The sequence below is a fragment of the Brevibacterium jeotgali genome (assembly GCF_900169175.1).
Taxonomy (GTDB): domain Bacteria; phylum Actinomycetota; class Actinomycetes; order Actinomycetales; family Brevibacteriaceae; genus Brevibacterium; species Brevibacterium jeotgali.
The window spans coordinates 1-24,991 of sequence record NZ_FXZM01000012.1 but is presented as its reverse complement, the minus strand read 5'-3'; the positions used below and the strand labels follow the sequence as shown (position 1 = coordinate 24,991).

The 24,991-nt window shown below is 68.2% G+C and carries 24 protein-coding genes; 13 read left to right on the top strand and 11 right to left on the bottom strand.

The features are described 5' to 3' along the window. Positions 1-165: 165 nt before the first annotated feature. The 4 genes from BJEO58_RS11825 to guaB1 all read right to left on the bottom strand — a co-directional run bounded on the left by BJEO58_RS11825 (position 166) and on the right by guaB1 (position 5,454). Positions 166-1,089, bottom strand: coding sequence for a M15 family metallopeptidase (locus BJEO58_RS11825; protein WP_246076024.1), 924 nt, complete (start codon positions 1,087-1,089; stop codon positions 166-168). Between the two features lie 193 nt (positions 1,090-1,282). Continuing rightward, on the bottom strand, positions 1,283-2,341 hold the full coding sequence (locus BJEO58_RS11820) for a hemolysin family protein (RefSeq protein ID WP_101589685.1): 1,059 nt from the start codon (positions 2,339-2,341) through the stop codon (positions 1,283-1,285). Further along, positions 2,338-3,705, bottom strand: a complete 1,368-nt coding sequence (locus BJEO58_RS11815) for a hemolysin family protein (protein WP_101589684.1) — start codon at positions 3,703-3,705, stop codon at positions 2,338-2,340. Before BJEO58_RS11815 ends, BJEO58_RS11820 begins: the two co-directional genes overlap by 4 nt. A 225-nt stretch (positions 3,706-3,930) precedes the next feature. Continuing rightward, the gene (gene guaB1 / locus BJEO58_RS11810) at positions 3,931-5,454 is read right to left on the bottom strand and encodes a GMP reductase (RefSeq protein WP_101589683.1); all 1,524 of its coding nucleotides are present in this window, start codon (positions 5,452-5,454) and stop codon (positions 3,931-3,933) included. A gap of 97 nt (positions 5,455-5,551) precedes the next feature. Here guaB1 and BJEO58_RS11805 point away from each other — a divergent pair, with 97 nt between their 5' ends. The 3 genes from BJEO58_RS11805 (at position 5,552) to BJEO58_RS15400 (ending at position 10,189) form a co-directional block, all read left to right on the top strand. Next, a complete protein-coding gene (locus BJEO58_RS11805) occupies positions 5,552-9,343 on the top strand; it encodes a multifunctional oxoglutarate decarboxylase/oxoglutarate dehydrogenase thiamine pyrophosphate-binding subunit/dihydrolipoyllysine-residue succinyltransferase subunit (protein ID WP_425456977.1) in 3,792 nt (1,263 codons plus the stop codon). Continuing rightward, on the top strand, positions 9,343-9,954 hold the full coding sequence (locus BJEO58_RS11800; RefSeq protein ID WP_101589681.1) for a GDSL-type esterase/lipase family protein: 612 nt from the start codon (positions 9,343-9,345) through the stop codon (positions 9,952-9,954). Before BJEO58_RS11805 ends, BJEO58_RS11800 begins: the two co-directional genes overlap by 1 nt. Before the next feature lie 160 nt (positions 9,955-10,114). Further along, positions 10,115-10,189 carry a 50S ribosomal protein bL37 gene (locus BJEO58_RS15400; RefSeq protein ID WP_373270417.1) on the top strand — a complete coding sequence of 25 codons (75 nt, stop codon included), beginning with the start codon at positions 10,115-10,117 and terminating at the stop codon, positions 10,187-10,189. A 167-nt stretch (positions 10,190-10,356) separates the two neighbouring features. On the opposite strand, the gene rsrA is transcribed toward BJEO58_RS15400, so the two are convergent. After that, on the bottom strand, positions 10,357-10,653 hold the full coding sequence (gene rsrA / locus BJEO58_RS11795; RefSeq protein ID WP_101589680.1) for a mycothiol system anti-sigma-R factor: 297 nt from the start codon (positions 10,651-10,653) through the stop codon (positions 10,357-10,359). Continuing rightward, a complete protein-coding gene (locus tag BJEO58_RS11790) occupies positions 10,650-11,258 on the bottom strand; it encodes a sigma-70 family RNA polymerase sigma factor (protein ID WP_101589761.1) in 609 nt (202 codons plus the stop codon). Before BJEO58_RS11790 ends, rsrA begins: the two co-directional genes overlap by 4 nt. A gap of 174 nt (positions 11,259-11,432) precedes the next feature. Between BJEO58_RS11790 and BJEO58_RS11785 the strand changes: the two genes are divergently transcribed. The 5 genes from BJEO58_RS11785 to BJEO58_RS11765 all read left to right on the top strand — a co-directional run bounded on the left by BJEO58_RS11785 (position 11,433) and on the right by BJEO58_RS11765 (position 16,379). After that, positions 11,433-11,930: a DoxX family protein gene (locus BJEO58_RS11785; RefSeq protein WP_101589679.1), complete on the top strand. Its 498-nt coding sequence runs from the start codon at positions 11,433-11,435 to the stop codon at positions 11,928-11,930. After that, positions 11,930-13,231, top strand: coding sequence for a 3-phosphoshikimate 1-carboxyvinyltransferase (gene aroA / locus BJEO58_RS11780; protein WP_101589678.1), 1,302 nt, complete (start codon positions 11,930-11,932; stop codon positions 13,229-13,231). Before BJEO58_RS11785 ends, aroA begins: the two co-directional genes overlap by 1 nt. Before the next feature lie 15 nt (positions 13,232-13,246). Then, complete coding sequence (gene rsgA, locus BJEO58_RS11775) at positions 13,247-14,269, top strand: ribosome small subunit-dependent GTPase A (RefSeq protein WP_101589677.1); 1,023 nt, start codon at positions 13,247-13,249, stop codon at positions 14,267-14,269. 68 nt (positions 14,270-14,337) lie between these two features. Beyond that, the gene (hisN, locus tag BJEO58_RS11770) at positions 14,338-15,123 is read left to right on the top strand and encodes a histidinol-phosphatase (RefSeq protein ID WP_101589676.1); all 786 of its coding nucleotides are present in this window, start codon (positions 14,338-14,340) and stop codon (positions 15,121-15,123) included. Beyond that, entirely contained in the window at positions 15,123-16,379 is a 1,257-nt protein-coding gene (locus tag BJEO58_RS11765; RefSeq protein ID WP_101589675.1) for an aminotransferase class I/II-fold pyridoxal phosphate-dependent enzyme, read from the top strand. Before hisN ends, BJEO58_RS11765 begins: the two co-directional genes overlap by 1 nt. A gap of 149 nt (positions 16,380-16,528) precedes the next feature. Here BJEO58_RS11765 and BJEO58_RS11760 read toward each other — a convergent pair whose 3' ends face one another. Further along, positions 16,529-17,077, bottom strand: coding sequence for a YceI family protein (locus tag BJEO58_RS11760; protein WP_101589674.1), 549 nt, complete (start codon positions 17,075-17,077; stop codon positions 16,529-16,531). 204 nt (positions 17,078-17,281) lie between these two features. Here BJEO58_RS11760 and BJEO58_RS11755 point away from each other — a divergent pair, with 204 nt between their 5' ends. Then, the gene (locus tag BJEO58_RS11755) at positions 17,282-18,319 is read left to right on the top strand and encodes an Rv2578c family radical SAM protein (protein WP_101589673.1); all 1,038 of its coding nucleotides are present in this window, start codon (positions 17,282-17,284) and stop codon (positions 18,317-18,319) included. Positions 18,320-18,400: 81 nt separating this feature from the next. Here the strand turns inward: BJEO58_RS11755 and BJEO58_RS11750 are convergent, their stop codons facing one another. The 3 genes from BJEO58_RS11750 to BJEO58_RS11740 all read right to left on the bottom strand — a co-directional run bounded on the left by BJEO58_RS11750 (position 18,401) and on the right by BJEO58_RS11740 (position 20,642). Further along, the gene (locus BJEO58_RS11750) at positions 18,401-18,844 is read right to left on the bottom strand and encodes a VOC family protein (RefSeq protein ID WP_144573837.1); all 444 of its coding nucleotides are present in this window, start codon (positions 18,842-18,844) and stop codon (positions 18,401-18,403) included. 70 nt (positions 18,845-18,914) lie between these two features. After that, complete coding sequence (locus BJEO58_RS11745) at positions 18,915-19,904, bottom strand: LLM class flavin-dependent oxidoreductase (RefSeq protein WP_101589671.1); 990 nt, start codon at positions 19,902-19,904, stop codon at positions 18,915-18,917. Positions 19,905-20,069: 165 nt separating this feature from the next. Beyond that, positions 20,070-20,642 (bottom strand): MarR family winged helix-turn-helix transcriptional regulator, encoded by a 573-nt coding sequence (locus BJEO58_RS11740; RefSeq protein WP_101589670.1) that lies wholly within the window; start codon positions 20,640-20,642, stop codon positions 20,070-20,072. A gap of 136 nt (positions 20,643-20,778) precedes the next feature. On the opposite strand from BJEO58_RS11740, the gene BJEO58_RS11735 reads away from it, so the two are divergent. The 4 genes from BJEO58_RS11735 to BJEO58_RS11720 all read left to right on the top strand — a co-directional run bounded on the left by BJEO58_RS11735 (position 20,779) and on the right by BJEO58_RS11720 (position 24,528). Then, positions 20,779-22,947 (top strand): MMPL family transporter, encoded by a 2,169-nt coding sequence (locus tag BJEO58_RS11735; protein WP_101589669.1) that lies wholly within the window; start codon positions 20,779-20,781, stop codon positions 22,945-22,947. Continuing rightward, on the top strand, positions 22,944-23,399 hold the full coding sequence (locus BJEO58_RS11730; protein WP_101589760.1) for a pyrimidine dimer DNA glycosylase/endonuclease V: 456 nt from the start codon (positions 22,944-22,946) through the stop codon (positions 23,397-23,399). The genes BJEO58_RS11735 and BJEO58_RS11730 overlap by 4 nt, the downstream gene beginning before the upstream one ends. A gap of 117 nt (positions 23,400-23,516) precedes the next feature. Next, positions 23,517-23,954, top strand: coding sequence for a hypothetical protein (locus BJEO58_RS11725; protein WP_101589668.1), 438 nt, complete (start codon positions 23,517-23,519; stop codon positions 23,952-23,954). A gap of 97 nt (positions 23,955-24,051) precedes the next feature. Next, a complete protein-coding gene (locus BJEO58_RS11720; protein WP_101589667.1) occupies positions 24,052-24,528 on the top strand; it encodes a pyridoxamine 5'-phosphate oxidase family protein in 477 nt (158 codons plus the stop codon). 86 nt (positions 24,529-24,614) lie between these two features. Here BJEO58_RS11720 and BJEO58_RS11715 read toward each other — a convergent pair. Then, on the bottom strand, positions 24,615-24,991 hold a 377-nt coding region (locus BJEO58_RS11715; protein ID WP_145997556.1), incomplete at its 5' end, for an integrase core domain-containing protein.

Genomic DNA, 24,991 nt, shown 5'->3' with positions numbered 1-24,991 from the left:
ACCAACACTAGCACCGGTGGGGCGTCGAATCACAACTGACGAGACGCAGAGGCACGGCGCTTCCAGTGATCACCGACACGCTCCATCGACGGCTCGATCCGGGGCTGCTCCGAGCATCCGGGTGCTGCGGTCCTGGACCACGCCAGGACCAGAGGGACGGGCCCGTCAGGCGCCCTTGATGTCCTTGCGAGCCGGTACGTACTCCCAGTGCCAGGGCTCGTACTTGCTGGCCTTGGCCCAGTCCGGGTTCTCCCAGCCGTACTCCGCACCGTGCTTCACCAGCCAGTCGTACTGCTGCCCGGATGCGGTGGCCGCGCCGCCACCGAAGTCGATCGCGATGCCCCAGCCGTGCAGGGACGTCCCGGGACGTGCGGCGAGGCCGGGCTTGCGACCGGCGACGGAGACCTGCGACTCGAGGGACCGGTACGAGTCCGTGATCTCCATGTCCTCCCCCGTGTCCTCCTTGTACGCCGCATTCATCTTCGCGAAGGAGATCGCCGCGTCAGCACGCAGCTCGTGGCCGCCGATGCCCAGATCGCACATCCAGGATTCCGGCAGCTCTCCATTGCCGGCGTCCCCGAAGTCCGCTTCCTCCGAGCAGCCCGGCAGGACGGTCTTCGTGATGGAACGGCCAGCGGCCTGCGCCTTGCCGCCCTCTGCACTGGGAGCCGACCCGGACGTGGTGCGCCCCGTGGCGGCATCCGCGTCACCGCGGACCTCTGCCGACACGGCCTCAGACCCGAGCGCGCTGAGTGCCGGGGCGTCGTCGTTCGGCTCTGCCGCCTGCGCCTGGCCCGCGCCATTGCCGGAGATGAGCACGACAGCGGCGGCCGCACCCGCGACCGACACTCCCGTGAGAGCCGTCGTCGCCACAGCGCGGCGCCGGCGCATTCCACGGACGATCGAGCCGTCGGACCCGCGGAATGCGACGGCACTCGCGCCCACCTGCGGACGCGCGGCTGCAGACTGCGGAGCAGGAGTCGGTTCGCTGCGACGCGGCATCCAGCGCGACGAGCGCCGGTCGTTCTCTTCAGCCATGCGACGTTCGCGGCGGCTGGCGAAGACCCGCTCGGCGGACTGCTCGGACATGCATCACTCCAGAAAGATTCGGAACCGAGCCCTGGCCTGACGCACCGGGCCCCTTCGACGTGTCACAACACTATAACGACAACGTTACAAAAGAGTCCAATTGAGATATATCTGCTCGTCACAGGCGTGTCGCAGATATTACGACTCTCACGGAGCGACAGTGCTGCTCACCGTCGCTCACCGCTGCTCACCGTCAGGAACCGGACTGTCGCGCATTCCTCTGCATGGCGTCGTCGACCTCACCGACGAGCTCTTCGAGGACGTCCTCCAGGAAGATCACGCCCACGGGCTCCCCCGAACGATCGAGCACGCGCGCCACGTGGCTGCCAGCGTACTGCATCTCCTGCAGTGCATCCTCGATCTCCGCGTCGGCGGTCACCGAGGTCATCGAACGGAACCTCCGCTCCTGGACCGGGGCACGGTAGTCCTGCTCATTGTCCGCGTAGAGCAGGTCCTTGATGTGGAGGTAGGCGTCCGGGCGACCCCCGTCGTCGGTGACGATGAAGCGGGAGAAGCCGATCCTGCCGATGAGGCTCTCGATCTGCTCCGGGGTCGCCGTCGGCTCGATCGTCACGAGCTCATCGCGCGGGACCATGACGTCTTCGACTGCCTTGTCGGAGAATTCCAGCGCGCCCTTCAGCAGGCCGGATTCGTCCTCCAGCAGCCCCTCCCGGTGCGATTCCGCGACGATCGACTGGACCTCCTCCACGGTGTAGGAGGCGTTCACCTCCTCGCGGGGCTCGACCCCCAGACGGTGCAGCACCCAGTTCGCGAACGAGTTCATGGGGTGGATGACGAACGTCAGCATGCGTCCCAGGAACACGAGCGGCGGCGCAAGGAGCATCGCGGCCTGCTGCGACGTCGCGATCGCGATGTTCTTCGGGATCATCTCGCCCACGACGACGTGCAGGTACGTGACGATGGAGAGCGCCAGGACGAAGGAGAGGACTCCCGACAGTGACGCCGGGATCCCCAGCGCGTTCAACGGTCCCGCCAGGAGGTGGTGGATCGCGGGTTCGGCGATATTGCCGATGAGCAGTGAGCACACCGTGATGCCCAGCTGGCACACGGCCAGCATGAGAGAGACGTGCTCCATCGCGTAGAGCGTCGTCTTGGCGGCCTTGCGCCCCTCGGCCGCGAACGGTTCGATCTGCGAGCGCTTCGCAGCCATGACGGCGAACTCGGCGGCGACGAAGAAGGCATTGGCCAGCAGCAGGAGGACCAACCAGACGAGTCCCAGCCAGTCACTCATCGGCCGTCACCCCCACCCGCTGGCGCGGACCCGGATCCGACGGCGGCGCGCCCCCGGAGGCGATCGTGGACGAGGTAGTCGGGGATGATGCGCAGGCGCTCGACGCGCCTGCCGTGCATCCGCTCGACGACGATGCGGGCGCCGTCGATCCGCGCTTCGTCACCGTCTTCAGGGATGCGTCCGAGTTCCAGCATCATGAATCCCGCCACCGTCTCGTAGTCGGCGTTCTCGGGGACCTCGAGGCCCACGATGGATGTGACCTCGTCCGGTCGGAGGCGTCCGGGCACGATCCAGGTGCCGTCGCGGGCGGGTCGGACCGTCACGCGCAGGCGGTCGTGCTCATCGGCGACCTCACCCACCAGCTCTTCGACGGCGTCTTCGAGCGTGGCGACTCCCGCAGTGCCGCCATACTCGTCGACCACCACCACCATCTGGGTCGAGCGCGACCGCAGACGCAGCAGCAGCCGATCCAGCGGCAGCGTCTCCGGCACCTGCGCCACCTCTGTCATGAGGCCTCCGGCGTAGGCGTCCTGCCGGTTGTCCAACGGGACGGACAGTGCGGACTTGATGTGGACGACCCCCACGATGTCATCGAGCGACTCCCCCACCACAGGGAAGCGCGAGTAGCCGGTGCGCCGCGCGACATCGACGATGTCGGCGGCGATGGAGTCCTTCGTGACGCTCACCATGCGGGTCCGCGGAGTCATGACGTCCTCCGCCGTGCGCTGGGAGAAGCTCAGGGTCCGCTCGAGCAGATCAGCGGTCTGCTCGGCCATCTTCCCCTCGTCTGCGGAGTGCCGGACGAGCGCGGTCAGCTCTTCCGGCGAGCGACCGGCGGCGCCCTCTTCCTGGGGCTCGATCCCCATCGAGATGAGGGCCCTGTTCGCGGTGCCGTTGAGGACGGCGATGATCGGCTTGAACACGATCGAGAAGACGTACTGGAAGGGCACTGCGATCCGTGCGGCCTGCATCGGTGACGAGATCGCCAGGTTCTTCGGCACGAGCTCGCCGATCACCATCGACAGCATCGTCGACACCACGAGCGCGAAGCCCAGCGCGACGCCGGCGGCGAGTGACTGTGGCAGCCCGAGATCGACCAGGAGTGGAGAGACCAGTGCGCCGACAGACGGCTGCATGAGGTAACCGGTCATGAGCGCGGTGATGGTGATGCCCACCTGCGCCGCCGACAGCTGGGTCGAGAGCTGCTTCGTCGCCTTCTGGATGGTGACGGAGAAGGGGACCTTCTTCGCCACGGCGGCATCGACGGTGTGCTTGTCGAGTGTCAGGAGAGAGAATTCGGCGGCGACGAAGAATCCGTTGCCGATGATCATGAGGAGGGCGAGCAGGAGGAGGAACCACTCCATGTCAGACGACCCCTCCCCGGGAGGATGCGCAGCGGCCGAGGGCCGGTGGGGAGGTCAGAACGGGGATGCCGGCTTCACGCCGGCACGGACTGTCACTCGTCATGGAGAAGATCCTATACCGCGAATCGCCCCGACGAGGACGAAAGGATCCCACCCGGTGACGTTCACAGACAGGTCTGAGCTCCTCACGTGCGGGCGCCGTCATCCGCCGTCGACCTCACACCGTCACCATCCGCCCGCGACAGGACGGCCCTCCTCATAGCCGGCTGCGGACTGCACTCCCACGACCGCCCGCTCAGAGAACTCGTCGAGCGTGCGCGCGCCCGCGTACGTGCACGACGAACGGACGCCGGAGGTGATCTCGTCGAGCAGATCCTCGATACCGGGCCGCTGCGGGTCGACCGGCATCCGGCCGGAGGAGATCCCCTCCTCGAACAGCCCCTTCCGCGCACGGTCGAAGGCCGACTCCGCGCGCGTCCGCGCTGCGACCGCACGCGCGCTGGCCATGCCGAAGCTCTCCTTGTACGCCTTCCCGTCGGAGTCGACGAGCAGGTCGCCGGGGCTCTCGTACGTACCGGCGAACCACGACCCGACCATCACCTGGGAGGCACCGGCGGCCAGCGCCAGGGCGACGTCGCGGGGGTAGCGCACACCACCGTCCGCCCACACGTGGGCACCCAGCTCACGGGCCTTCTGGGCGGTGTCGAGGACCGCGGAGAACTGCGGCCGCCCCACCGCCGTCATCATCCGGGTCGTGCACATCGCGCCCGGCCCCACACCCACCTTGACGATCGACGCACCCGCTTCGACGAGGTCCTCGACACCCTCGGCGGTGACGACGTTCCCGGCCACGATCGGGACGTCGAGTCCCGCACCGGACACAGACTCCAGCACGTCGATCATCTTCTCCTGGTGGCCGTGGGCCGTGTCGAGGACGAGCACATCCGCACCCGCCTCCACGAGCGACTCGGCACGCCCGCGCGCATCTCCGTTCACACCCACCGCAGCGGCGATCCGCAGCCTGCCATCGGCATCGAGCGCAGGAGAGTAGACGGAGGTCCGCAGGAGCGACTGCGGAGTGAGCGCACCGATGAGGCGACCGCCGTCCAGGACCGGCACGAACGTCGACCTCTGCCGGGCGAACTCCTCGTACAGATCCGCCAGCAGCGCGCGGGAGGGCCGCGTCACCCGGTCGCCCCCGTCAGCCCCGGCCCGGGCCTCGGCGGCCGGATCGACCTGGTCTGCCCGCAGGGCCAGCTCGCCGACGTCGACGGTGTGGACGTCGGCGTCCAGGAGCGCCGACATGCGGGTGAACCGGTCCACCGCGTCGAGCTGGTCCGCGGTCACCACGCCGAGCAGGCGACGGTCGTCGTCCACGACGGCGACGGCACCGTGAGCGCGTCGGTGGACCAGGTGGAGCGCCTCGAGGACCGTGTCGTCCGGCCCCATCCTGATGGGGGTCTCCAGCAGCGGGTGCCGATCCTTCACCCAGCCGATCGTCTCCGAGGCCGCGTCGAGCGGGATGTCCTGCGGCAGCACCGCGAGGCCGCCGCGACGGGACATCGTCTCCGCCATCCGACGGCCTGAGACCGCGGTCATGTTCGCGGCGACGACCGGGATCGTCGTGCCGGTGCCGTCCGCAGATCCGAGTGAGACGTCGAAGCGGCTGGCAGCGGCGGACCGCGACGGGACCAGGAAGACGTCGGAGTACGTGAGGTCATGGCGGGGGGATTCGGTGATGAATCGCATAGAGACATTGTCACCTATTCCCAGCGGTCCGGCGTCACTGCCTATAGACTGCGGGCACAGTCTTATCTCCCTAGCGTGGAAGAGGGCGAATCACGCCGTGCCAATGAACACCCCCACGACCGCAGCGTCCGACTTCGGGTCGAACCAGTGGCTGGTAGAGGAAATGTACGAGCAGTACAAGTCCGATAAGAACTCCGTCGACAAGTCCTGGTGGCCGGTGTTCGAGAAGTTCGAAGCGGAGGGCGGCGCATCGGCCAATGGCGCGCGCACGGCCCCCTCCTCGGGCAAGGGCGAGTCCGCCTCGAGCGCGAAGGCGGCACCTGCGAAGACGTCGGCGCCCGCCAAGACCGCACCGGCCAAGGCCGCACCCGCGAAGCAGCCGTCGGAGCCCGCGCCCGCCGCCGACAAGGACACGACGACCGACCGCGGCGTCAACCCGTCGACGGCCGACGAGGAGACGGTGAAGGCCGAGTCGAAGTCCGCAGGGGCGGAGAACCTGCCGGAGCGCCGCAGCGCCGTCGCGGAAGACGTCGAGGATGTCGTCACGAAGCTCCGCGGCCCCGCCAAGCTGATCGCGTCCAACATGGACGAGTCGCTGACCGTCCCCACCGCCACGTCGGTCCGAGCGCTGCCGGCCAAGGCACTGATCGACAACCGCATCGTCATCAACTCGCATCTCAAGCGAACACGCGGCGGGAAGGTCTCCTACACGCACATCATCGCGTACGCGATGGTGCGTGCGCTGCGCGAGTTCCCCAGTCAGAACGTCTACTACGACGTCCAGGACGGCAAGCCCGTCATGGTGCAGCCGGGGCATGTGAACCTGGGCATCGCGATCGACGTCCCGAAGAAGGACGGCACGCGCACCCTGCTCGTCCCGAACATCAAGAAGGCCGAGACGCTCACCTTCAAGGCGTTCGTCGACGCCTACGACGATCTCATCGTGCGTGGGCGCGATGGCAAGCTGACCGCCGACGACTTCGCCGGCACGACGGCGTCGCTCACGAACCCCGGCGGAATCGGCACGGTGCACTCCATGCCTCGCCTCACGGTCGGCCAGGGGTCGATCATCGGTGTGGGTGCGCTCGACTACCCGGCCGAGTTCCAGGGCTCCAGCCAGGAGACCATCAACCGTCTGGCGATCTCGAAGGTGCTGACGCTCACCTCGACCTACGACCACCGCGTCATCCAGGGCGCCGGCTCCGGCGAGTTCCTCAAGCTCATCCACAGCTTCCTCCTGGGAGAAGACGGGTTCTTCGACGACATCTTCGCCTCGCTGCGCCTGCCGTACGAGCCGGTCCGCTGGGTCCCCGACGTCTCCGCGGACGACTACGACGACATCAACAAGACCGCGCGCGTCATCGAACTCATCGATGCCTACCGCGCCCGCGGTCACCTGATGGCGAACATCGACCCGCTGGTCTACCGTCAGCGCACCCATCCGGACCTGGACATCAACACCCACGGACTCACGCTGTGGGACCTCGAGCGCGAGTTCCCCACCGGCGGTCTGGGCGACGCACGACTGCTGCCGCTGCGCAGCATCCTCGGGATCCTCCGCGACTCCTACTGCCGCACCACCGGCATCGAGTACATGCACATCGCGGATCCGGAGCAGCGCCGCTGGTTCCAGTCGAAGCTCGAGAATCCGATCCAGGAGCTCACGCGCGAGGAGCACGGCCACATCCTCGGCCGCCTCAATGCGGCAGAGGCCTTCGAGACCTTCCTCCAGACCAAGTACATCGGCCAGAAGCGCTTCTCTCTGGAGGGCGGCGAATCGACGATCGTCCTGCTGGACGAGATCCTCAACCAGGCCGCGGACTCCGGGATGGACGAGGTCACCGTCGGCATGGCTCACCGCGGCCGGCTGAATGTGCTCACGAACATCGCCGGGAAGTCCTACGCACAGGTCTTCAGCGAGTTCGAGGGCATCCCGGACCCGGGCGCCGTCCAGGGGTCGGGCGACGTGAAGTACCACCTGGGCACCAACGGCTCGTTCACCTCTCCCGACGGCAACTCCACGAAGGTGTACGTCGCGGCGAACCCCAGCCACCTCGAGACGGTCAACCCCGTACTCGAAGGCGTGGCCCGCGCCAAGCAGGACATCCTCGACCCGAACCAGACCGGGTTCCCCGTCCTCCCCGTGCTCGTGCACGGGGACGCGGCCTTCGCCGGCCAGGGCGTGGTGGCGGAGACGCTGCACCTCTCCGAGCTGCGCGGCTACCGCACGGGCGGCACGATCCACGTGGTCATCAACAACCAGGTGGGCTTCACGACTCCCCCGGCATCGGCCCGATCGTCCTTCTACTCGACCGATGTCGCGAAGATCATCAGCGCACCGGTCATCCACGTGAACGGCGACGACCCGGAAGCCGTCTACCGCGCGGCGCAGCTGGCCTTCGAGTACCGCCAGGCCTTCAACCGCGACATCGTCATCGACCTCGTGTGCTACCGCCGCCGCGGTCACAACGAGGGCGACGATCCGTCGATGACGCAGCCGGTCATGTACTCCCTCATCGACCAGAAGTCGACCGTGCGCAAGCTCTACACCGAATCGCTCGTGGGGCGGAAGCGCATCACGGAGGAAGAGGCGAAGGACGCGCTGGCCGACTTCCAGTCGAAGCTGGAGTCCGCATTCGCAGAGACGAAGGAGGCGGAGAACGAGGGGCCGCAGACGGACTCCGCGTTCGGTCACCGTCAGAGCACTCGTACGATCGAGGGCCGCACGAAGCCGGAGACGGCCGTGCCGCAGGAGCTCATCGAGCGGATCGGCGATTCCTTCATGGACATCCCCGAAGGCTTCACCATTCACAAGAAGCTGCGCAGCCTCCTGGAGAAGCGCAAGGAGATGACGCGGTCCGGCGGCATCGACTGGGGCTTCGCGGAGCTGCTGGCATTCGGCTCGCTGCTGTACGAGGGCGTCCCGGTCCGCGTGTCCGGCCAGGACACCCGCCGCGGCACGTTCACCCAGCGCCACGCCGTGCTCGTCGACAACACCAACGGCAACGAGTGGACCCCGCTCGCCAATCTCTCCGACGAGCAGGCGCGCTTCTGGATCTACAACTCGCTGCTGAGCGAGTACGCCGCGATGGGCTTCGAGTACGGCTACGCCGTCGAGCGCCCCGAGGCGATGGTCCTGTGGGAGGCGCAGTTCGGCGACTTCATGCAGGGCGCGCAGACGATCATCGACGAGTTCATCTCGTCCTCTGAGCAGAAGTGGATGCAGACGTCCGGCATCGTGCTCCTCCTGCCGCACGGCTACGAGGGACAGGGACCGGACCACTCATCGGCCCGCATCGAACGCTTCCTGCAGCTCGCCGCGCAGGACAACATGACGATCGCGAACCCGGCGGACGGTGCGTCGTACTTCCACCTGCTGCGTCGTCATGCGCACGCGGACATCAAGCGCCCGCTCATCGTCTTCACGCCGAAGTCGATGCTGCGCCTCAAGGCGGCCGGCAGCTCGGTCGAGCAGTTCACCTCCGGCACGTTCCGGCCCGTCATCGCGGACCCGGACGTCGACGCCGGCACGGTCGACCGCGTCGTCCTGGTGTCCGGCAAGCTCTACTGGGAGCTCGTGGCCTCGCAGAAGAAGCGTGAGGACACCCGCACCGCGATCGTCCGGTTCGAGCAGCTGTACCCGCTCGACGACGAGTCCATCCGCGAGGTGCTCTCGCAGTATCCGGCCGAGGCCGAGGTCGTCTGGGCACAGGAGGAGCCGGAGAACCAGGGCGGGTGGCCGTTCATGCACACGCACCTGCCGGAGCACCTGGACGGCCGGGCGCTGCGCGTCGTCGCGCGGACTGCGTCCGCGTCGACAGCGACGGGTCTCAAGAGCATCCATGACAAGGAACAGGCAGAGCTCCTCGACCGGGTCTTCGACCGCTGATGTCCCGCCGTCGTCATACCGTCGTCGTGGTCGGTGACCAGCTGGTCGCCGGCCACGGCGACGGTCGTGGACTGGGATGGGTCGGCCGAGTCGCCGCGCGCACGTATCCGTCTGTACCGGACAGCGACTTCTACGCACTCGCCTCCGCTGACGAGGACTCCTCCGGTCTCGCCGCCCGTTGCATGGACGAGGCCTCCCGCAGGTTCTCCGATCAGACGGAGAACCGTCTGGTGCTCGGGCTGGGGTCGGCGGACACGGAATCGGGCATCTCTGTCGCACGTGCTCGCCTCAACGTCGCGAACATCCTCGACTCTGCGCTGACCGCGGAGGTGCAGACGTTCGTCGTCGGTCCCGCGCCGGTGCGCGACGGCGATCGGAACAGGCGCCTCGCGGAGTTCAACACGGGATTCGCCGATGTCGCTCACCGGCGCGGCATCGCCTACGTGGACACGTTCACGCCGCTGCGCTCACACCCCGTCTGGCAGCGGGAGCTCGCATCCACCCGGACGGCGACCCCCGCGCAGGAGGGCTACGGCCTCATGGCCTGGCTGGTCCTCCACCGCGGATGGTTCGACTGGTTCGGCGTCGCCGACGCACTGGCGGAGGACTGATCATCGAGGCGCGGCCTTTCGCGGCTGCGCAGCGCTGACGGACGCAGCGGACCCCGGGGCCGCATCGGCGACGCTGTTCGGCGACGCTGTTCGGCGCCGCCGTTTGGCGCGTCAGGCCTCACTGTGCAAGGATCGTATCCACCCGAAGAAGGAGTGCACCATGAGCAAGCGAGCCCGTAAGCGCCGCGACCGCAAGAAGCGCGGCCCCAACCACGGCAAGCGCCCCAACACGTGATCGCGCGCCGCGTCGGTGATCCACCGCGCGGCTGAATCGCGGAGAAGGCCGGGAGACCCTGAGGGTCTCCCGGCCTTCTCCGCATTGCTGTGGTGCAGACCGGCGATGCGACGTCATGATGCTGCTGCCGGCCACACAGTGCTGCTGCCGGCCACACGGTGCAGATGTCAGCGGATGCGGCGGATCACTGTGGTGCGGCGTTCGATGACGATCCGCTCCTGGATCTTCTCCCGCAGGCCCTCCGGTGCCTGACCGGCACTGCACGATCGCCGGACGAGCTCCTTGAGGAGCGCTTCGATCTCGAATTCGCCGCTGCAGTCGGTGCAGTCATCGAGGTGCGCCTGGATCTTCGTGATCTCGTGCGACGCGAGCTCGCCGTCGAGGTAGTGGTAGATCCTCTCCAGGCTGCGCGCGCGTGCGCTGTCGCAGCAGGGACCTTCGTACGCTTCGTCGCTCGCGCTCATGATTCCTCCTTCGACACTCCGAAGCCGCGTTCACGTGCGTAGTCCGCCAGCATGTCCCGCAGCTGCCGCCGTCCACGATGCAGGCGGGACATGACTGTGCCGATGGGCGTGCCCATGATCTCTGCGATCTCCTTGTAGGGCAGTCCTTCCACGTCCGCGTAGTAGACCACCATCCGGCGGTCCTCCTGCAGTGAGGACAGGGCGTCCGTCACATCGGAGTCCGGGAGGTAGTCGAGCGCGACCAGCTCAGCGGAGCGCCCCTCGGAGGACGTGTGTCCGGCCGCCCGATGGATCTGCCAGTCCTCGACGCCCTCGCCGCTCGATTCCTGCGGACGACGCTGCTTCTTGCGGTAGTTGTTGATGAAGGTGTTCGTGAGGATCCGGTACAGCCAGGCCTTGAGGTTCGTCCCCGGCGTGTACTGGTGGAAGGCCGCGTACGCCTTCGCGTAGGCCTCCTGCACCAGGTCTTCGGCGTCTGTGGGGTTGCGCGTCATGCGCAGGGCAGCACCGTAGAGCTGGTTCACATACTCCAGCGCATCACGTTCGAATCGCTCGTGGCGTTCGTCGTCCGTCTCCGCCGAAGGCGTCTGGGCAGTCTCAGTCATCAGATCCCATCGTACGGGGTCCGTGACGCGTTCACACGTGTCTGTCGGCACGGCCACCTCCTCATGCACGGCAAACGCCGGGCCCCGGAAGAGTATTCCGTCCACCGGGCCTGTACGGCCGTCGGGACGATATGCTGAGCCGCAGACCGCATTCCCTGCACGGAAGGATCCACCGTGAACCCTGTCCGACTCCTCGCCCGTCCTATGCTCGCCAGCGCCTACATCGCGAACGGCATCGCCCGGGTCCGCGACCCGCACGCCTCCGTGGATTCGACGGAGGCTGTGCTCGCAGTCGCCCGCAGGGTCGTCGACGTGCCGGTCGGGGCGGACACGATCGCCCGCGCATCCGGTGCCGCCCAGGTGGCCGCCGGCGCGCTGCTGGCCATCGGGCGCTTCCCCCGTGCCGCCTCCGCCGTGCTCGTGAGCACGTACATGCTCGACCTCGCGGGCGACGCCCTGAACAAGGACCGCGCCGCGACGAAGGAAGAGAAGAACGAACGCCGGGCCACGATGGTCATGCGCACCTCGATGCTGGGCGGTGCACTGCTCGCGAGCGTCGACACCGCCGGTCAGCCGGGCCTCGTGTGGCGCGCGCAGCACGCCGCCGAGGACCTGCGCAAGAACATCGAGAAGACGTCCGCGAAGGCCGTCGACGCCGTCTCCCAGCGTTGATGGCGGGGGTCGAGGCGTCACGCTGGGCGGCACCCGCCGCGACAGGCCCCGTACGGGCGACCGTCACCGTCCCCGGTTCGAAGTCACTGACGAACCGCTACCTCGTCACGGCTGCGGCGGCGGATTCGCCGTCCGTCATCCGCAATCCGCTGGTCAGTCGCGACTCCACGCTCATGATCGAGGCGATGCGCAGCCTCGGCGCCGTCATCGAGGAGGACGGCAGCGGCGATCTTCGGATCTCGCCCCTCCGCTTCGAGCCGGCAGCTGACGACGATCGCACGCCCCTCGCCGTCGACTGCGGTCTCGCCGGCACGGTCATGCGCTTCGTCCCGGCCCTGGCTGCGGCGACGCGGCGTACGGTGCACTTCGACGGCGATCACACGGCCTACACACGGCCGATGTCGACCATCCTCGACTCCCTCGAGGCGCTGGGTGTGGACGTCGAGTCGGCCGACGGCCGCCTGCCGTTCCGCGTCGACGCCCCCCAGGGCGTGCGCGGCGGCCACGTCAGCATCGACGCATCGGCCTCCAGCCAGTTCGTGTCCGGACTGCTGCTCTCCGGGTGCCTCTTCGACCTCGGCGTCGAAGTGACCCATACGGGCCGGACGCTGCCGTCCCGGCCGCACATCGATATGACCGTCGAGGTGCTGTCCGATGCGGGAGTCCTCGTCGAGGAGCCGGAACCGGGACACTGGGTCGTCCAGCCGGGCAGGCCGCGCGGACTCGACGTCGTCGTCGAACCGGACCTGTCGAACGCCGCCCCGTTCCTCGCCGCGGCGCTGGTGACCGGCGGGCGCGTGACGATCCCCCACTGGCCCCTCCACACCACCCAGGCGGGCAACGAGTTCCGCCGCATCGCTGAAGCCTTCGGCGGGCAGGTGGAGCAGAACCGCAGCGTTCTCACGGTGACCGGTCCCGCAGAGCTGCCCGCGGTCGACCTCGATCTGTCCGACGTCGGTGAACTCACCCCGGTGACCGCCGCGGTCGCCGCCTTCGCCACGGGCACCAGCACGCTGCGCGGGATCGGCCATCTGCGCGGCCACGAGACGGACAGGCTGGCCGCCCTCACGGCGGAGCTCACGAAGGCAGGAGCAGTCGTGGAGGAGAGTGCCGACTCCCTCACGTTCCGTTCTCCCCCGCACTCCCCATCCGTCTGGAGCACCTATCACGACCACCGCATGGTGATGGCCGGTGCGGTCGTCGCCCTCCGCGTGCCCGGTGTGGTGCTCGACGACCCCGACACGGTGTCGAAGACCATGCCCTCGTTCGTCGATCTGTGGACGGAGGCTGTGAGCGCCTGAGCGCTCACACTCGATATGGGTCGCGTCATCACGAGCGACGAGGAGTACCGTCCGCGCCCCAGCCGGCGCGGAAGCCGTCCGCGCACCAAGCAGCGCCCCGACTATGCGGATGCCGTGCGCGGCGTCATCGTGTCGGTGGACCGGGGTCGCTACCGCGTCATCGCCGGCACGGACCTCGCGTCCGCGTCCGCGAAGGCGCCGGTGGTCACCTGCGTCCGGGCCGCCCACCTGCGTCGCCGTGCCATCGTCCCGGGCGACCGCGTCAGCATGGTCGGAGACACCAGCGGTGACCACGGGACCCTGGCCCGGATCGTCGCAGTCGACGAGCGCACCACGGTCCTGCGCCGGTCATCCGATGACACGGATCCCACGGAGCGCGTGGTCGTCGCGAACGCGGACACGCTCGTGGCAGTCACCGCGACCGCGGACCCGGAGCCCTCGTGGGGCTTCCTCGACCGGACGATCGTCGCGGCGTTCGACGCGGGGATCCGACCGCTCCTCGCCGTGACGAAGACGGACCTGACACCGGCTGATCTGATCCGTGAGCGCTTCGCGGACGTCGACGTGGAGATCGTCGAGTGCGGGTTCGACGAGGACGGGCTGCCGCGGACGGACGCGCTCCTGCCCCACCTCACCGACCGGCAGAGCGTGCTGCTCGGCCATTCCGGCGTGGGCAAGTCCACGCTCATCAATCGACTGGTGCCCGGTGCGGGCCGGGCGACCGGGTCCGTCAACGAGAACACCGGCTCCGGTCGCCACACGTCGTCGTCGACGTGGGCTCTGCCCCTGCCGCAGGGCGGCTGGGTCGTCGACACTCCGGGAGTGCGCAGCTTCGGCCTCGCGCACATCGATCCCGATGCCGTCGTGTCCGCGTACGAGGAGCTGACCCCGGCGACGGCGGACTGCCCGCGCGGCTGCACGCATGCGGAGGACGCGGTGGGATGCGCACTCGACGCCTGGGTCGGCTCCGGCGCGGCCGGCCCCGCGGGGGCGCGTCGCCTCAGGTCCCTGCGGCGACTGCTGGGCAACCTCGCGTGAGCGCACGTCCGCGTGCGCGTCACGCGGACGTGCGCGCGCGGAGCCGTCCGGCTCCGTAGACTTGGCTCATGACCACCGCAGACGATCTCACGCTCGCGCTCGAACTCGCCGATGCCGCCGACGCGATCTCGCTCCCCCGCTTCAGCGCCCATGACTTCGCGGTCGAGTCGAAGCCCGATCTCTCCCCCGTCACCGAGGTCGACCGCGCTGTCGAGCAGCACGTGTCGGATGCCCTCGCGGCCCAGCGCCCGGACGATGCGCTGCTGGGCGAGGAGTACGGCTCCCGCGGAGACGACACGGGACGTCGCTGGATCATCGATCCGATCGACGGGACGAAGAACTTCGTCCGCGGTGTGCCCGTGTGGGCGACGCTCATCGGCCTCTACGACGGCACGGACCCGATCCTGGGGGTCGTGAGCGCCCCCGCTCTGGGCATGCGCTGGTGGGCGCGGGCCGGTGGCGGAGCGCACCGCACGACGGCGGGCGGCCCGCCGCAGAGTATCGCCGTCTCGCAGGTCAGTGCCCTGGGTGACGCCTCGGTGTCGTACTCGTCGCTGAGCGGCTGGAAGGAGCGCGGACTGCGCGGCGGGTTCCTGGACTTCCTCGATGATGTCTGGCGCACGCGCGCCTACGGTGACTTCTGGTCCTACATGATGGTGGCCGAGGGCATCGTGGACATCGCTGCGGAGCCGGATCTCGAGCTCTACGACATGGCTGCCCTCGTCCCGATCGTCACGGAGGCCGGTGGACGGTTCACCGGACTCGAGGGGACCTCGGGTCCGTTCGGTGCGGACGCCGTCGCGAGCAACGGGATCCTCCATGACACCGCGCTCGACCGGATCGGGGTCCGCTGATGCCCGATCACACGAAGGCACCCGGCAGCCTCGACGGCGAGCAGCCGATCTGGCATCGGATGTCCGAGGCGGCAGGGCTCGTGACCGCGACGGGCGAGGTCCAGGAGACGGTGTTCGGCCGCATGACGCAGCTGGCCGCACAGCACGACGCGGTGAACCTGGGCCAGGGAGCGCCGGGCGATCCGGCTCCCACATTCCTGCTGGATGCCGCGTACGCGGCGATGCGCGAGGGGACGAATCAGTACGCCCCGCCGCTGGGCGCACCCGTCCTGCGCGAAGCGATCGCGATGCATCGGCAGCGCGACTGGGGCCACCGCGTCTCCCCCGCCGACGTCCTCGTGACGGCAGGGGCGACGGAGGCGCTGACTGCCGCCATCGTCGCGCTCGCGCCGCCGGGCACGGACGTCGTCGTCCTCGAGCCCTACTACGATTCGTACGCGGCTGCCGCGGCGCTCGCAGGTGCGCGGCTGCGGCCCGTGGGCCTGACCATCGACGGCGGGTCGGTGCACGTCGACTTCACGGCGCTGTCGGACGCGATCTCAGAGAACACATCGATCGTCCTCCTCAACACCCCGCACAACCCGACGGGCCTCGTGCTCGATGCCGCGCAGATCCGGCGGGTGGGGACGCTCGCGGCATCCGTCGACGCGTGGCTGCTCACCGACGAGGTGTACGAGCACCTGGTCTTCGACGGGAGTCACACTGCGCCCGCGGCCGTGCTGGACAGTCCCACGGTCGTCACCGTGTCATCGGCGGGCAAGGCATTCAACGCGACGGGGTGGAAGATCGGGTGGCTGATCGGCTCCCCCGCAGTCCTCGAGGCGGTGCGTGCCGTGAAGCAGTACCTCACGTTCACGAACGGAGCACCTCTCCAACCTGCGATCGCCCACGCGCTCGCAGAGCATTCCGAGTTCCCCGCTGAGAACGCGCGGACGCTGGCCGCGCGGCGCGACGGACTGGTCGCAGCACTGCGGGAGGTGCCGGGGGCCGAGGTCGTGGTCCCCGCCTCCGGATACTTCGTGCTGGTCGACTTCACGGGCCCCTCCGACGAGTCGGTGGATGCGTTCGCGCTGAACGAGCGCCTCAGCCGGGAGGTCGGCGTCACCGGCGTTCCGGTGCCCGCCCTGTGTCAGGCCGGGTCCGCGACAGCGGAGGCGATGGCCGGGATCATCCGGTACTCCTTCTGCAAGGGTGCCGACGACGTCGCCGAGGCCGCGGCCCGGCTGCGCGCATACGCCCGGACGCTCGCCGGCTGAGTGGAGCGGGTCGACTCCGCCTTGTCGAGCGAGGCGAGCGGTGTACGCGCTGTGCAATGACGAAGCCCGAGGTGAGTGGCACCTCGGGCTTCGTCATTGCGCGGTTCGGGCGGACGCATCCGCTGATCCGACCGCTGGATCCGGAAAGATCAGGCCTTGACCGCTTCGATGTCGATCTCAAGGGTGATCTTGTCGGACACGAGCAGCTCGCCGCCCTTGAGCACGGCCTCGAAGTCCATGCCCCAATCCTTGCGATTGATGCGACCGGTGGCGGAGAAGCCCGCGACGATGTTCCCGTTGGGGTCTTCAGCCGCACCGCCGAACTCCGCCTTGAGCGTGACGTCCTTGGTGATGCCGCGCATCGTGAGCGTGCCCGCGAGGTCGAACTCCTCGCCGTCGAAGTTCGAGATGCCGGTGGACTCGAAGACGATCTTCGGGTTCTCTTCGGCCAGCAGGAAGTCGCCGGACTGCAGGTGTCCGTCACGGTGCTCGTTGCCCGTGGTGATGGAGGAGGCGTCGGCCTCTGCGCTCACCGTGCTGCTCTCGAAGTCCTCACCGACGACGATCTCGCCGGCGATCACATCGAACTGGCCGCGGACCTTCGAGACCCCGGCGTGGCGAGCGATGAAGGCGAACTTCGAGTGGACGGCATCCACGTTCCAGGTTCCGGCTGTCAGGTTGTTCGGCAGAGCAGTCATGTTTTCTCCTCAAGTCGTTGTGTTCTGACTACAGGCAAGACATTAGTTGAAAGTTGAACCAAGCGCAAGAGCGCCCGCGCCGACGATACAGTGATTCAGATCACCTCGACCGCCGGCAGCCGGGCGCCCAGCAAGGCGCGTGGCGCGCGCATGGCGCAACATGCACCCTTGCGCAGTATTCGATCACCTGTTCTAATCAGTGTCATGAGATGGAGCGCGCAGAGCACGACGGACGCACCCGGCACCACTGGTGCGACGGGGACACTCGAGCTGCCCGGACTGGTGCGGACGACGACCGCGCCGGAATTCGTCGGCATGCAGTTCCACGAGGTGCGGGCGAAATCTGCCCTGAACCGCGTTCCCGCCCGCAGCTCGATGCCGTTCGACTGGACGGTCAATCCGTACCGCGGATGCTCCCACGCCTGCGTCTACTGCTTCGCGCGGAACACCCACTCGTACCTGGATCTGGACTCGGGGAGGGACTTCGACCGGCAGGTCGTCGTGAAGGTGAACGTGGCCGACGTCCTCGCCGCAGAGGTGAACCGGCCGCGGTGGGGTCGCGAGCACGTCGCCCTGGGCACCAACACGGACCCCTACCAGCGGGCCGAAGGGCGGTACGGGCTGATGCCCGGGATCATCGAGGCGTTGGCTGACAGCGGCACCCCGTTCTCGCTCCTCACGAAGGGCACCCTGCTCCGCCGTGACCTGCCGCTGCTGGCGCGGGCGGCTGATGCGGTCCCAGTGGACCTCGCGATGTCCATCGCGGTGTTCGATGACGATCTGCAGCAGTCGATCGAACCCGGCACACCGTCGCCCAGAGCGCGGCTCGCAACAGTCCGCGCCGCTGCAGACCTGGGGTTCAGAGTGACCGTGTTCCTCATGCCGATCCTCCCCTACCTCACCGACTCCTCACAGCAGCTCGACGACGCACTGTCCGTGATCGCAGACGCCGGCGCCCATCGTGTCGTCTACGGCGCCCTCCACCTGCGCCCCGGCGCCAGGGAATGGTACGTCGGATGGTTGAGGGACCATCGCCCGGACATCCTGGACGCCTACACCGGGATGTACGCACGCTCCGCCTACCCGCCTCGGGCGTACCGGCAGATGCTCGCCCGGCGCATCACACCGCTCATCGCACGTCACGGCCTGCAGGGGCAGGTCGACGAGGAGGCGCCCCGGCCCGCGCCCGCCGCCGCACCCACCACTGCCGCGCCGCGACCAGCGCAGCCTGCGCTCTTCTGACCTGCGCGTCAGACGGTCGTCTTCTGCGCGGATCCGTCCCGACAAGGAAGCAGCGACGTGGGATGGGAGGAGTGCTGAGAGTCAGCCCTCCGGCATCTGACCGGACATCCAGAGGATCTCCCAGCTGTGCCCGTCCGGATCGAAGAACGTCCGGCCGTACATGAGTCCCTCATCGATCGCCGCCTGTGCCGGGTTCGGATCCGGCGGAGGCACCTCGCTCCCGCCGGCAGCGACCGCGGCATCGACGAAGGCATCGACGTCCTCCTTCGACCCCGCGTCGAGGCAGATGAGGCAGCTGCTGGTGGTCTTCGTGTCCGCGACTGCGCGGCCGGTCAGGAACTCACTGTAGAAGTCACGCCGCAGCAGCATCACCATGACGTGGTCGCTGAAGCTCAGCGCGACGGCGCTCTCATTCGAGTAGGGCTCGGAGATCCGCACTCCCGCGGCGGTCCAGAAGGCACGCGCCGCCGCGACGTCGGAGATGGGCAGGTTGAGGTACACGCTCGCACCGATCGTCATGCTCATGTGGCGACGATACGCCGATCACACGGGCTCTGGAAGAGGCACCCGCGGGCGCTCCCCGACCGCGCTGCGGTCAGAACCAGACGTCCGCCAGCAGCTGGAGCGCACGTTCACGGACGGTCGGGTCGTACGCATAGGTGACGGTGATGAGCTCGTCGGCCCCGGTGCGCTCGACGAAGGCGTCGAGCTGGTCCTTCACCGTCGACGGGGAGCCGACTGCGCTGATCTCCAGCATCGGATTGCGTCCACCGCCGCGTGCGGCGAGCGCCTCGGGGTCGATCGGAGGCTGGAGCCTGCGGCGTCCGCCCGAGCGGATGTCCATGAACATCTGCTCGACCGTCGTGAACTCGCGGGCCGCTTCGTCCTCAGTGGGCGCGACCATCACGTTGATGCCGGCCATGACCCAGGGCTCTTCGATCTGCGCTGTCGGCGCCTCCGTCGTGAATGATTCGCGGTAGACGCGGATCGCCTGGTCGAGCTGGTCGGGAGCGAAGTGCGACGCGACAGAGAACGGAAGTCCCAGCTGACCCGCGATCGCAGCACCGTTCACGGTGGAACCCAGCACCCAGATCGGCACATGCGTCCTCGCGGACACGGCAGAGATGATCGGCGTGCTGTATGCCCGCCCCTCGTCGCCGAACCATCCCTGCATGTCGTAGATGTTCTGGGCGAAGGCCTGGGGCTCAGCCGACGAGCGGGCGAGCGCCTGCGCGGTCATCTGGTCGGTTCCCGGCGCTCGCCCGAGGCCCAGATCGATCCGGTCCCCGTGCATGTTCGCGAGGGTCCCGTACTGCTCCGAGACCATGAGCGGCGCATGGTTGGGGAGCATGACGCCACCGGATCCGAGGCGGATGGTCTCCGTGGCCTCGGCCGCGTGGGAGATGAGCAGGGCTGTCGCACTGGCAGCGAGGTTGACGGTGTTGTGATGCTCCGCGAACCACAGCCGCCGATACCCGAGCCGGTCGGCGAGCCGTGCCGAGCTCACCGATGCGGCGATGCCGTCACGGGCCGTCGACCCGTCGGAGATGGAGACGAGGTCGAGGATGCTCAGGGGAACGGGCACAGCGGGGTACTCCTCTGCTCGCGGGATTCAGACCGACCGGACTCAGACCGACCGGGTGACGGCCGACCGGGTTCACGACCGGTCGGCCCCGAGGTCAACCCCTCCGCGACGAGGTTCTATTCCGCCTGGCCCGCACAGATCATCCCGGCGGCAGGCGGGACGCCGTCAGAGGCCTTCGGCCCACGCCGCGTCGTCGAGGGACAGCTGCCGGGTCATGTCCTGGAAGAAGTCGAGGACGATGTCGCGCTGCTCCGGTGTCAGACGGGCCGCCGCGTCGAACCGCTTCGCGTGCTGTCGTCCCACCGTGTCCATCGCGGACTCCATGGTCCCCGGCGTCACGCGCACCACGAAGGCACGGCGATCACCGGGGTGCACCTCGCGCGTGATGTGTGCGCCGTCCTCCAGCCGGTTGAGGAGCTTGGTGGTCGACGCCGCGGAGATCTGCAGATGGGCGGCGATCATACTGGGAGTCACCATCGTCCCGCGGTTGCTCGCCACGATCAGGTACTGGATCGCACGCATGTCCTGCTGGCTCAGCTTCATGTACTTCTGCGACGCCTCGGTCAGGCGCTGCTCGGCCGCCCGAAGGTCCGCGATCCCTCGCATGAGTCGCCCGATCTGCTCGATGTCGTCGGTCGACATGCCTGAACGATCGACGAGGCGATGCAGCGGGTCCGCCGCATCGACCTCATACAGGTTCTCCGACACCGCATCGGCCCCTGACTCTGGTGCTGACATGCTGGCTATCCTACGACTCGCGGGCAGTGGAGCCGCACACTATTATCCTCATGTTTACTATTTCCATGAAGACAGTATAGTCTGCTCCCTGGAACTTCGTCAGATCGATCCCCACCCCACCCCTGAGGAGCCGCAGATGACCCACCGTGCACCGACCGGCAGTCGTGTCCCCCGTTGGCTGCGGGTCTTCCTGCCGGGCCTCCTCATCCTCGTGTGGCTCACGGGAGCGGCGGTGGGCGGACCGTACTTCGGAAAGGTCTCGGAGGTCTCCTCCAACGATCAGACGACGTACCTGCCCGAGTCCGCGGACGCCACGGCAGTGCAGGAACTGCTGGGCGAGTTCAACGACGAGGACGCCATCCCAGCGGTGATCGTCTTCACCTCCGACACGGAGCTGACCGACGGGCAGCTGCAGGAGATCGATGAGGCCGTCTCACAGCTCCCCGACATCTCCGGCGTGCAGGACGACCTGTCTCCCGTGATCCCCTCCGACGACGGTCTCGCCGCCCAGTCGTTCGTGCCCATCGGCTCCGATGCTGAACTGGGGGACGTCGTACCGGAGGTCTCGGACGCGCTCGGCGCAGACCTGCCCGATGACGTGGAGGTCTTCGTCACCGGGCCCGCGGGGGTCAGTGCGGACCTCGCCGCAGGCTTCGCCGGCATCGACGGGCTGCTGCTTGCTGTGGCGCTCGCCGCCGTCTTCGTCATCCTCATCGTCGTCTACCGCTCCCTGCTCCTGCCGATCGCGGTGCTGTCGACGAGCGTCTCCGCCCTCACCGTCGCACTGCTGACCGTCTGGTGGCTGGCCAAGGCGGAAGTGCTCCTGCTGAGCGGGCAGACCCAGGGCATCCTCTTCATCCTCGTCATCGGTGCGGCGACCGACTACTCGCTCCTCTACGTCGCGCGCTATCGCGAGGCGCTGCGTGTGCACGAGGACACGTGGACCGCATCCCTCCAGGGACTGCGCGGATCGGTCGAACCGATCCTGGCGTCCGGCGGAACGGTCATCGCCGGCCTCCTGTGCCTGCTGCTGAGCGATCTCAAGTCGAACAGCACGCTGGGCCCCGTGGCCTCGATCGGCATCGTCTTCGCGATGGTCTCCGCCCTCACCCTCCTACCCGCCATCCTCTACGCCTTCGGCCGGGCCGCCTTCTGGCCTCGTCGTCCGCGCTTCGAGCCCGAGCTGGTCGCCGCCGAGGGCGGAGTGCCCACGAAGGGGCTCTGGGCGCGGACCGGACGAGCCGTGGAGCGCCGACCCCGACGCATCTGGATCGGCACGACCCTCCTGCTGCTCGTGGGCGCCCTGGGCGTCACCCAGCTCGAGGCCGAGGGGGTGCCCCAGTCGGAACTGGTCTTGGGCGCCTCCGAGGCGCGCGATGGCCAGGAGGCCCTGGGGAAGCACTTCCCCGGCGGTTCGGGAAGTCCCACCTACGTCGTCACCGACGCGGACTCTCTGCAGGCTTCCGCTGACGTCCTCCTCGACCACCCGGGCATCGACGGCGTCACCGTCACCACCGATGAGACCGATGCGGGCTCCGCCCCGGTCGACGAGGACGGCATCAGCGCGTACGGGCCTCCGGGCACTCCGGCGCCGGAGCCCACCACGGTCGACGACTCGATCATGCTCCAGGCGACTCTGAGCGACCCGGCCGACTCCGCGGCCGCACAGGACACGGTGCGCGATCTGCGGGAGGCCTATGCCGCAGCCGACGCTGCTGTGCTGGTGGGTGGAGTGACCGCCACGGCGGTGGACACGAATGACGCGGCGATCCACGACCGGAACCTCATCATCCCCATCGTGCTGGTGGTCATCCTGCTGATCCTCATGGTGCTCCTGCGGGCGGTGCTCGCCCCGATCCTGCTGGTGCTCACGACCGTGCTGTCCTTCGGCACCGCGATGGGGGTCGCCGCGCTCGTGTTCAACCACGTGTTCGAGTTCCCCGGAGCCGATCCGGCAGTCCCCCTCTACGGATTCATCTTCCTCGTGGCGCTGGGGATCGACTACAACATCTTCCTCATGACCCGCGTGCGGGAGGAGTCGCTGGCACACGGGACTCGACCCGGTGTCATCCGAGCGCTCGCCGTGACGGGAGGCGTCATCACATCCGCAGGCGTCGTGCTGGCCGCGACGTTCGCCGCACTGTCGGTCATCCCGATCCTCTTCCTCGCGCAGATCGCGTTCATCGTGGCGTTCGGGGTCCTGCTCGACACGTTCCTCGTCAGGGCACTGCTGGTCCCCGCTCTCGTCCACGACATCGGACCCGCCGTGTGGTGGCCCTCGAAGCTCGCGAAGCCAGCACGGTGAGGCTCTGGTCGCTGCACCCCGCACACCTGGACGGGAAGGGCCTCGTCGCCTGCTGGCGCGAGAGCCTGCTGGCGCAGGCCGTGCTCGGCGGGCGCACACGCGGATACCGCAGCCACCCTCAGCTCGTGCGCTTCCGGGCGTTGGACGACCCCCTGTCCGCTATCGGCGCATACCTGACCGGCCTCGCCGCCGAGGCGACGGCCCGCGGCTACCGCTTCGACCGCGACCGGATCGTGCAGCCGGCACGACACCGTGACGGCGGCGACGACCTCGGCGACGTTCCCCTCATGCCGGTCACCGATGGGCAGCTCGCATTCGAGTGGTCCCACCTGGGACGCAAGCTGGCCGGCCGCAGTCCGGAGGACACTGAGCGGTGGCGGGCGTCCGACCCCGCCCCGCACCCGCTCTTCGACGTCGTGCCTGGCAGGATCGAGGACTGGGAGCGTCCGTGACAGGCGCGGAGGAGGTTCGCCTCTTCCCGTCGTCCCGCGCTGCGGAGCGTCTAGGGTGAGTATCGAGCGGAACGACCGTTCGCGCACACTCGTCGCACCACGAAAGGCGGACTCACCATGGCACTCCCCTCGATCGCGAGCATCGCACTGCGCTCGGTGCCCGGCGCCTTCATCCTCAACTCGGGCATCGGGAAGCTTGATATGGACGAAGGCACAGCGGGATACCTCCACGCGGAGGCAGTCAAGGGCATCCCGGCTCTCGAGGAGATGGACTCCCAGCAGTTCGGTAAGCTCGTCGCACTCGGCGAGATCGCCGTGGGCGGCGCCCTCCTGCTGCCCGTCGTGCCGAATCGCCTCGCCGGTCTGGCACTGGGCGGATTCTCCGCGGGACTGCTGAGCATCTACTTCCGCGACCCGGAGAAGACTGAGGAGGACGGAGTCCGCCCGTCCGGCGCAGGCACAGCCCTGGCCAAGGACTCCTGGATGGCGGCCATCGCAGTCGCGCTCATCGCCGGCATCGGCGCAAGCGCGGCGAAGAAGAGCAAGAAGAAGTGACGGAGGGAGCGTGGGCGTGGACTCTCCGACCACGCGCCCATAGGGTGGACGTTACGCAGGCAAGGCACCTTGCCCACTGCGTCAGGAGGTGAACACAATGAAGGACATCACTCAGCAGGACGTCGCCCACGCACTGAGCAGCGCCCCGTGGGTCATGGTGACGACAGCGCGCCACGACGGGAAGCTCCTCGCCCACCCGATGGTCCCCCAGCAGGTGACCGATAACTGCGACGTCTGGTTCTTCCTCTCGCTCGCCGGAGATCAGTCCGAGGCCCTGCGCCAGGGGCCGCAGGTCAACCTCTCCGTGGCCGAGGCCGGGACCTGGCTGTCCGTGTCCGGACACGTCGAGTTCGTCGAGGATCAGGCGAAGATCGACGAGCTGTGGAACGATCGCGCGGCGGAGTGGTTCGAGGGTGGGCGGACAGATCCCGCACTCGGCCTCATCCGCGTGAGCACGGATTCCGCGCAGTTCTGGGGCACCCCGGGAGGGAAGGCCCGCAGCATCGCGGAGCTCGTCAAGTCGCGCGTCACCGGGGATGAGCCCGCCGGAGGCTCCGACACGGTACCGCTCTGAGCTCCCTCGGTTCGGAGACAGTGACGGCTCCAGAGGGTGTGACGGCAGAGTGGGGTTACCCGCAAGCTGTAGACACGTGAGCCACCTCACGCGGCGTGCGTGAGTGACGTTTCCTGCTCGCCCCCGACCGTCTCAACCGCCGCGACCATGCCCCGCTCGAACTCCACCGGCGGCACCATCCCCAACCTCGAATGCAACCTGCGCCGGTTAAAGACGACCTCGATCCACCGCGCTACGGACTGCCTGGCTTCCGCTCGCGTCGACCACGACCGCCGGTCATAGAACTCAGTCTTCAACGTCGACCAGAACGACTCAGCCATCGCGTTATCCCAGCAGACGCCGGTCCGTCCCACCGACTGCTGCACTCCCAATTCGAGGGCAGCAGCATGAAGCTGTGACGACGTGTACTGGGCACCTCGATCTGCATGGAACACGACTTCCACGGCGCTGGTCTCACGCAGCG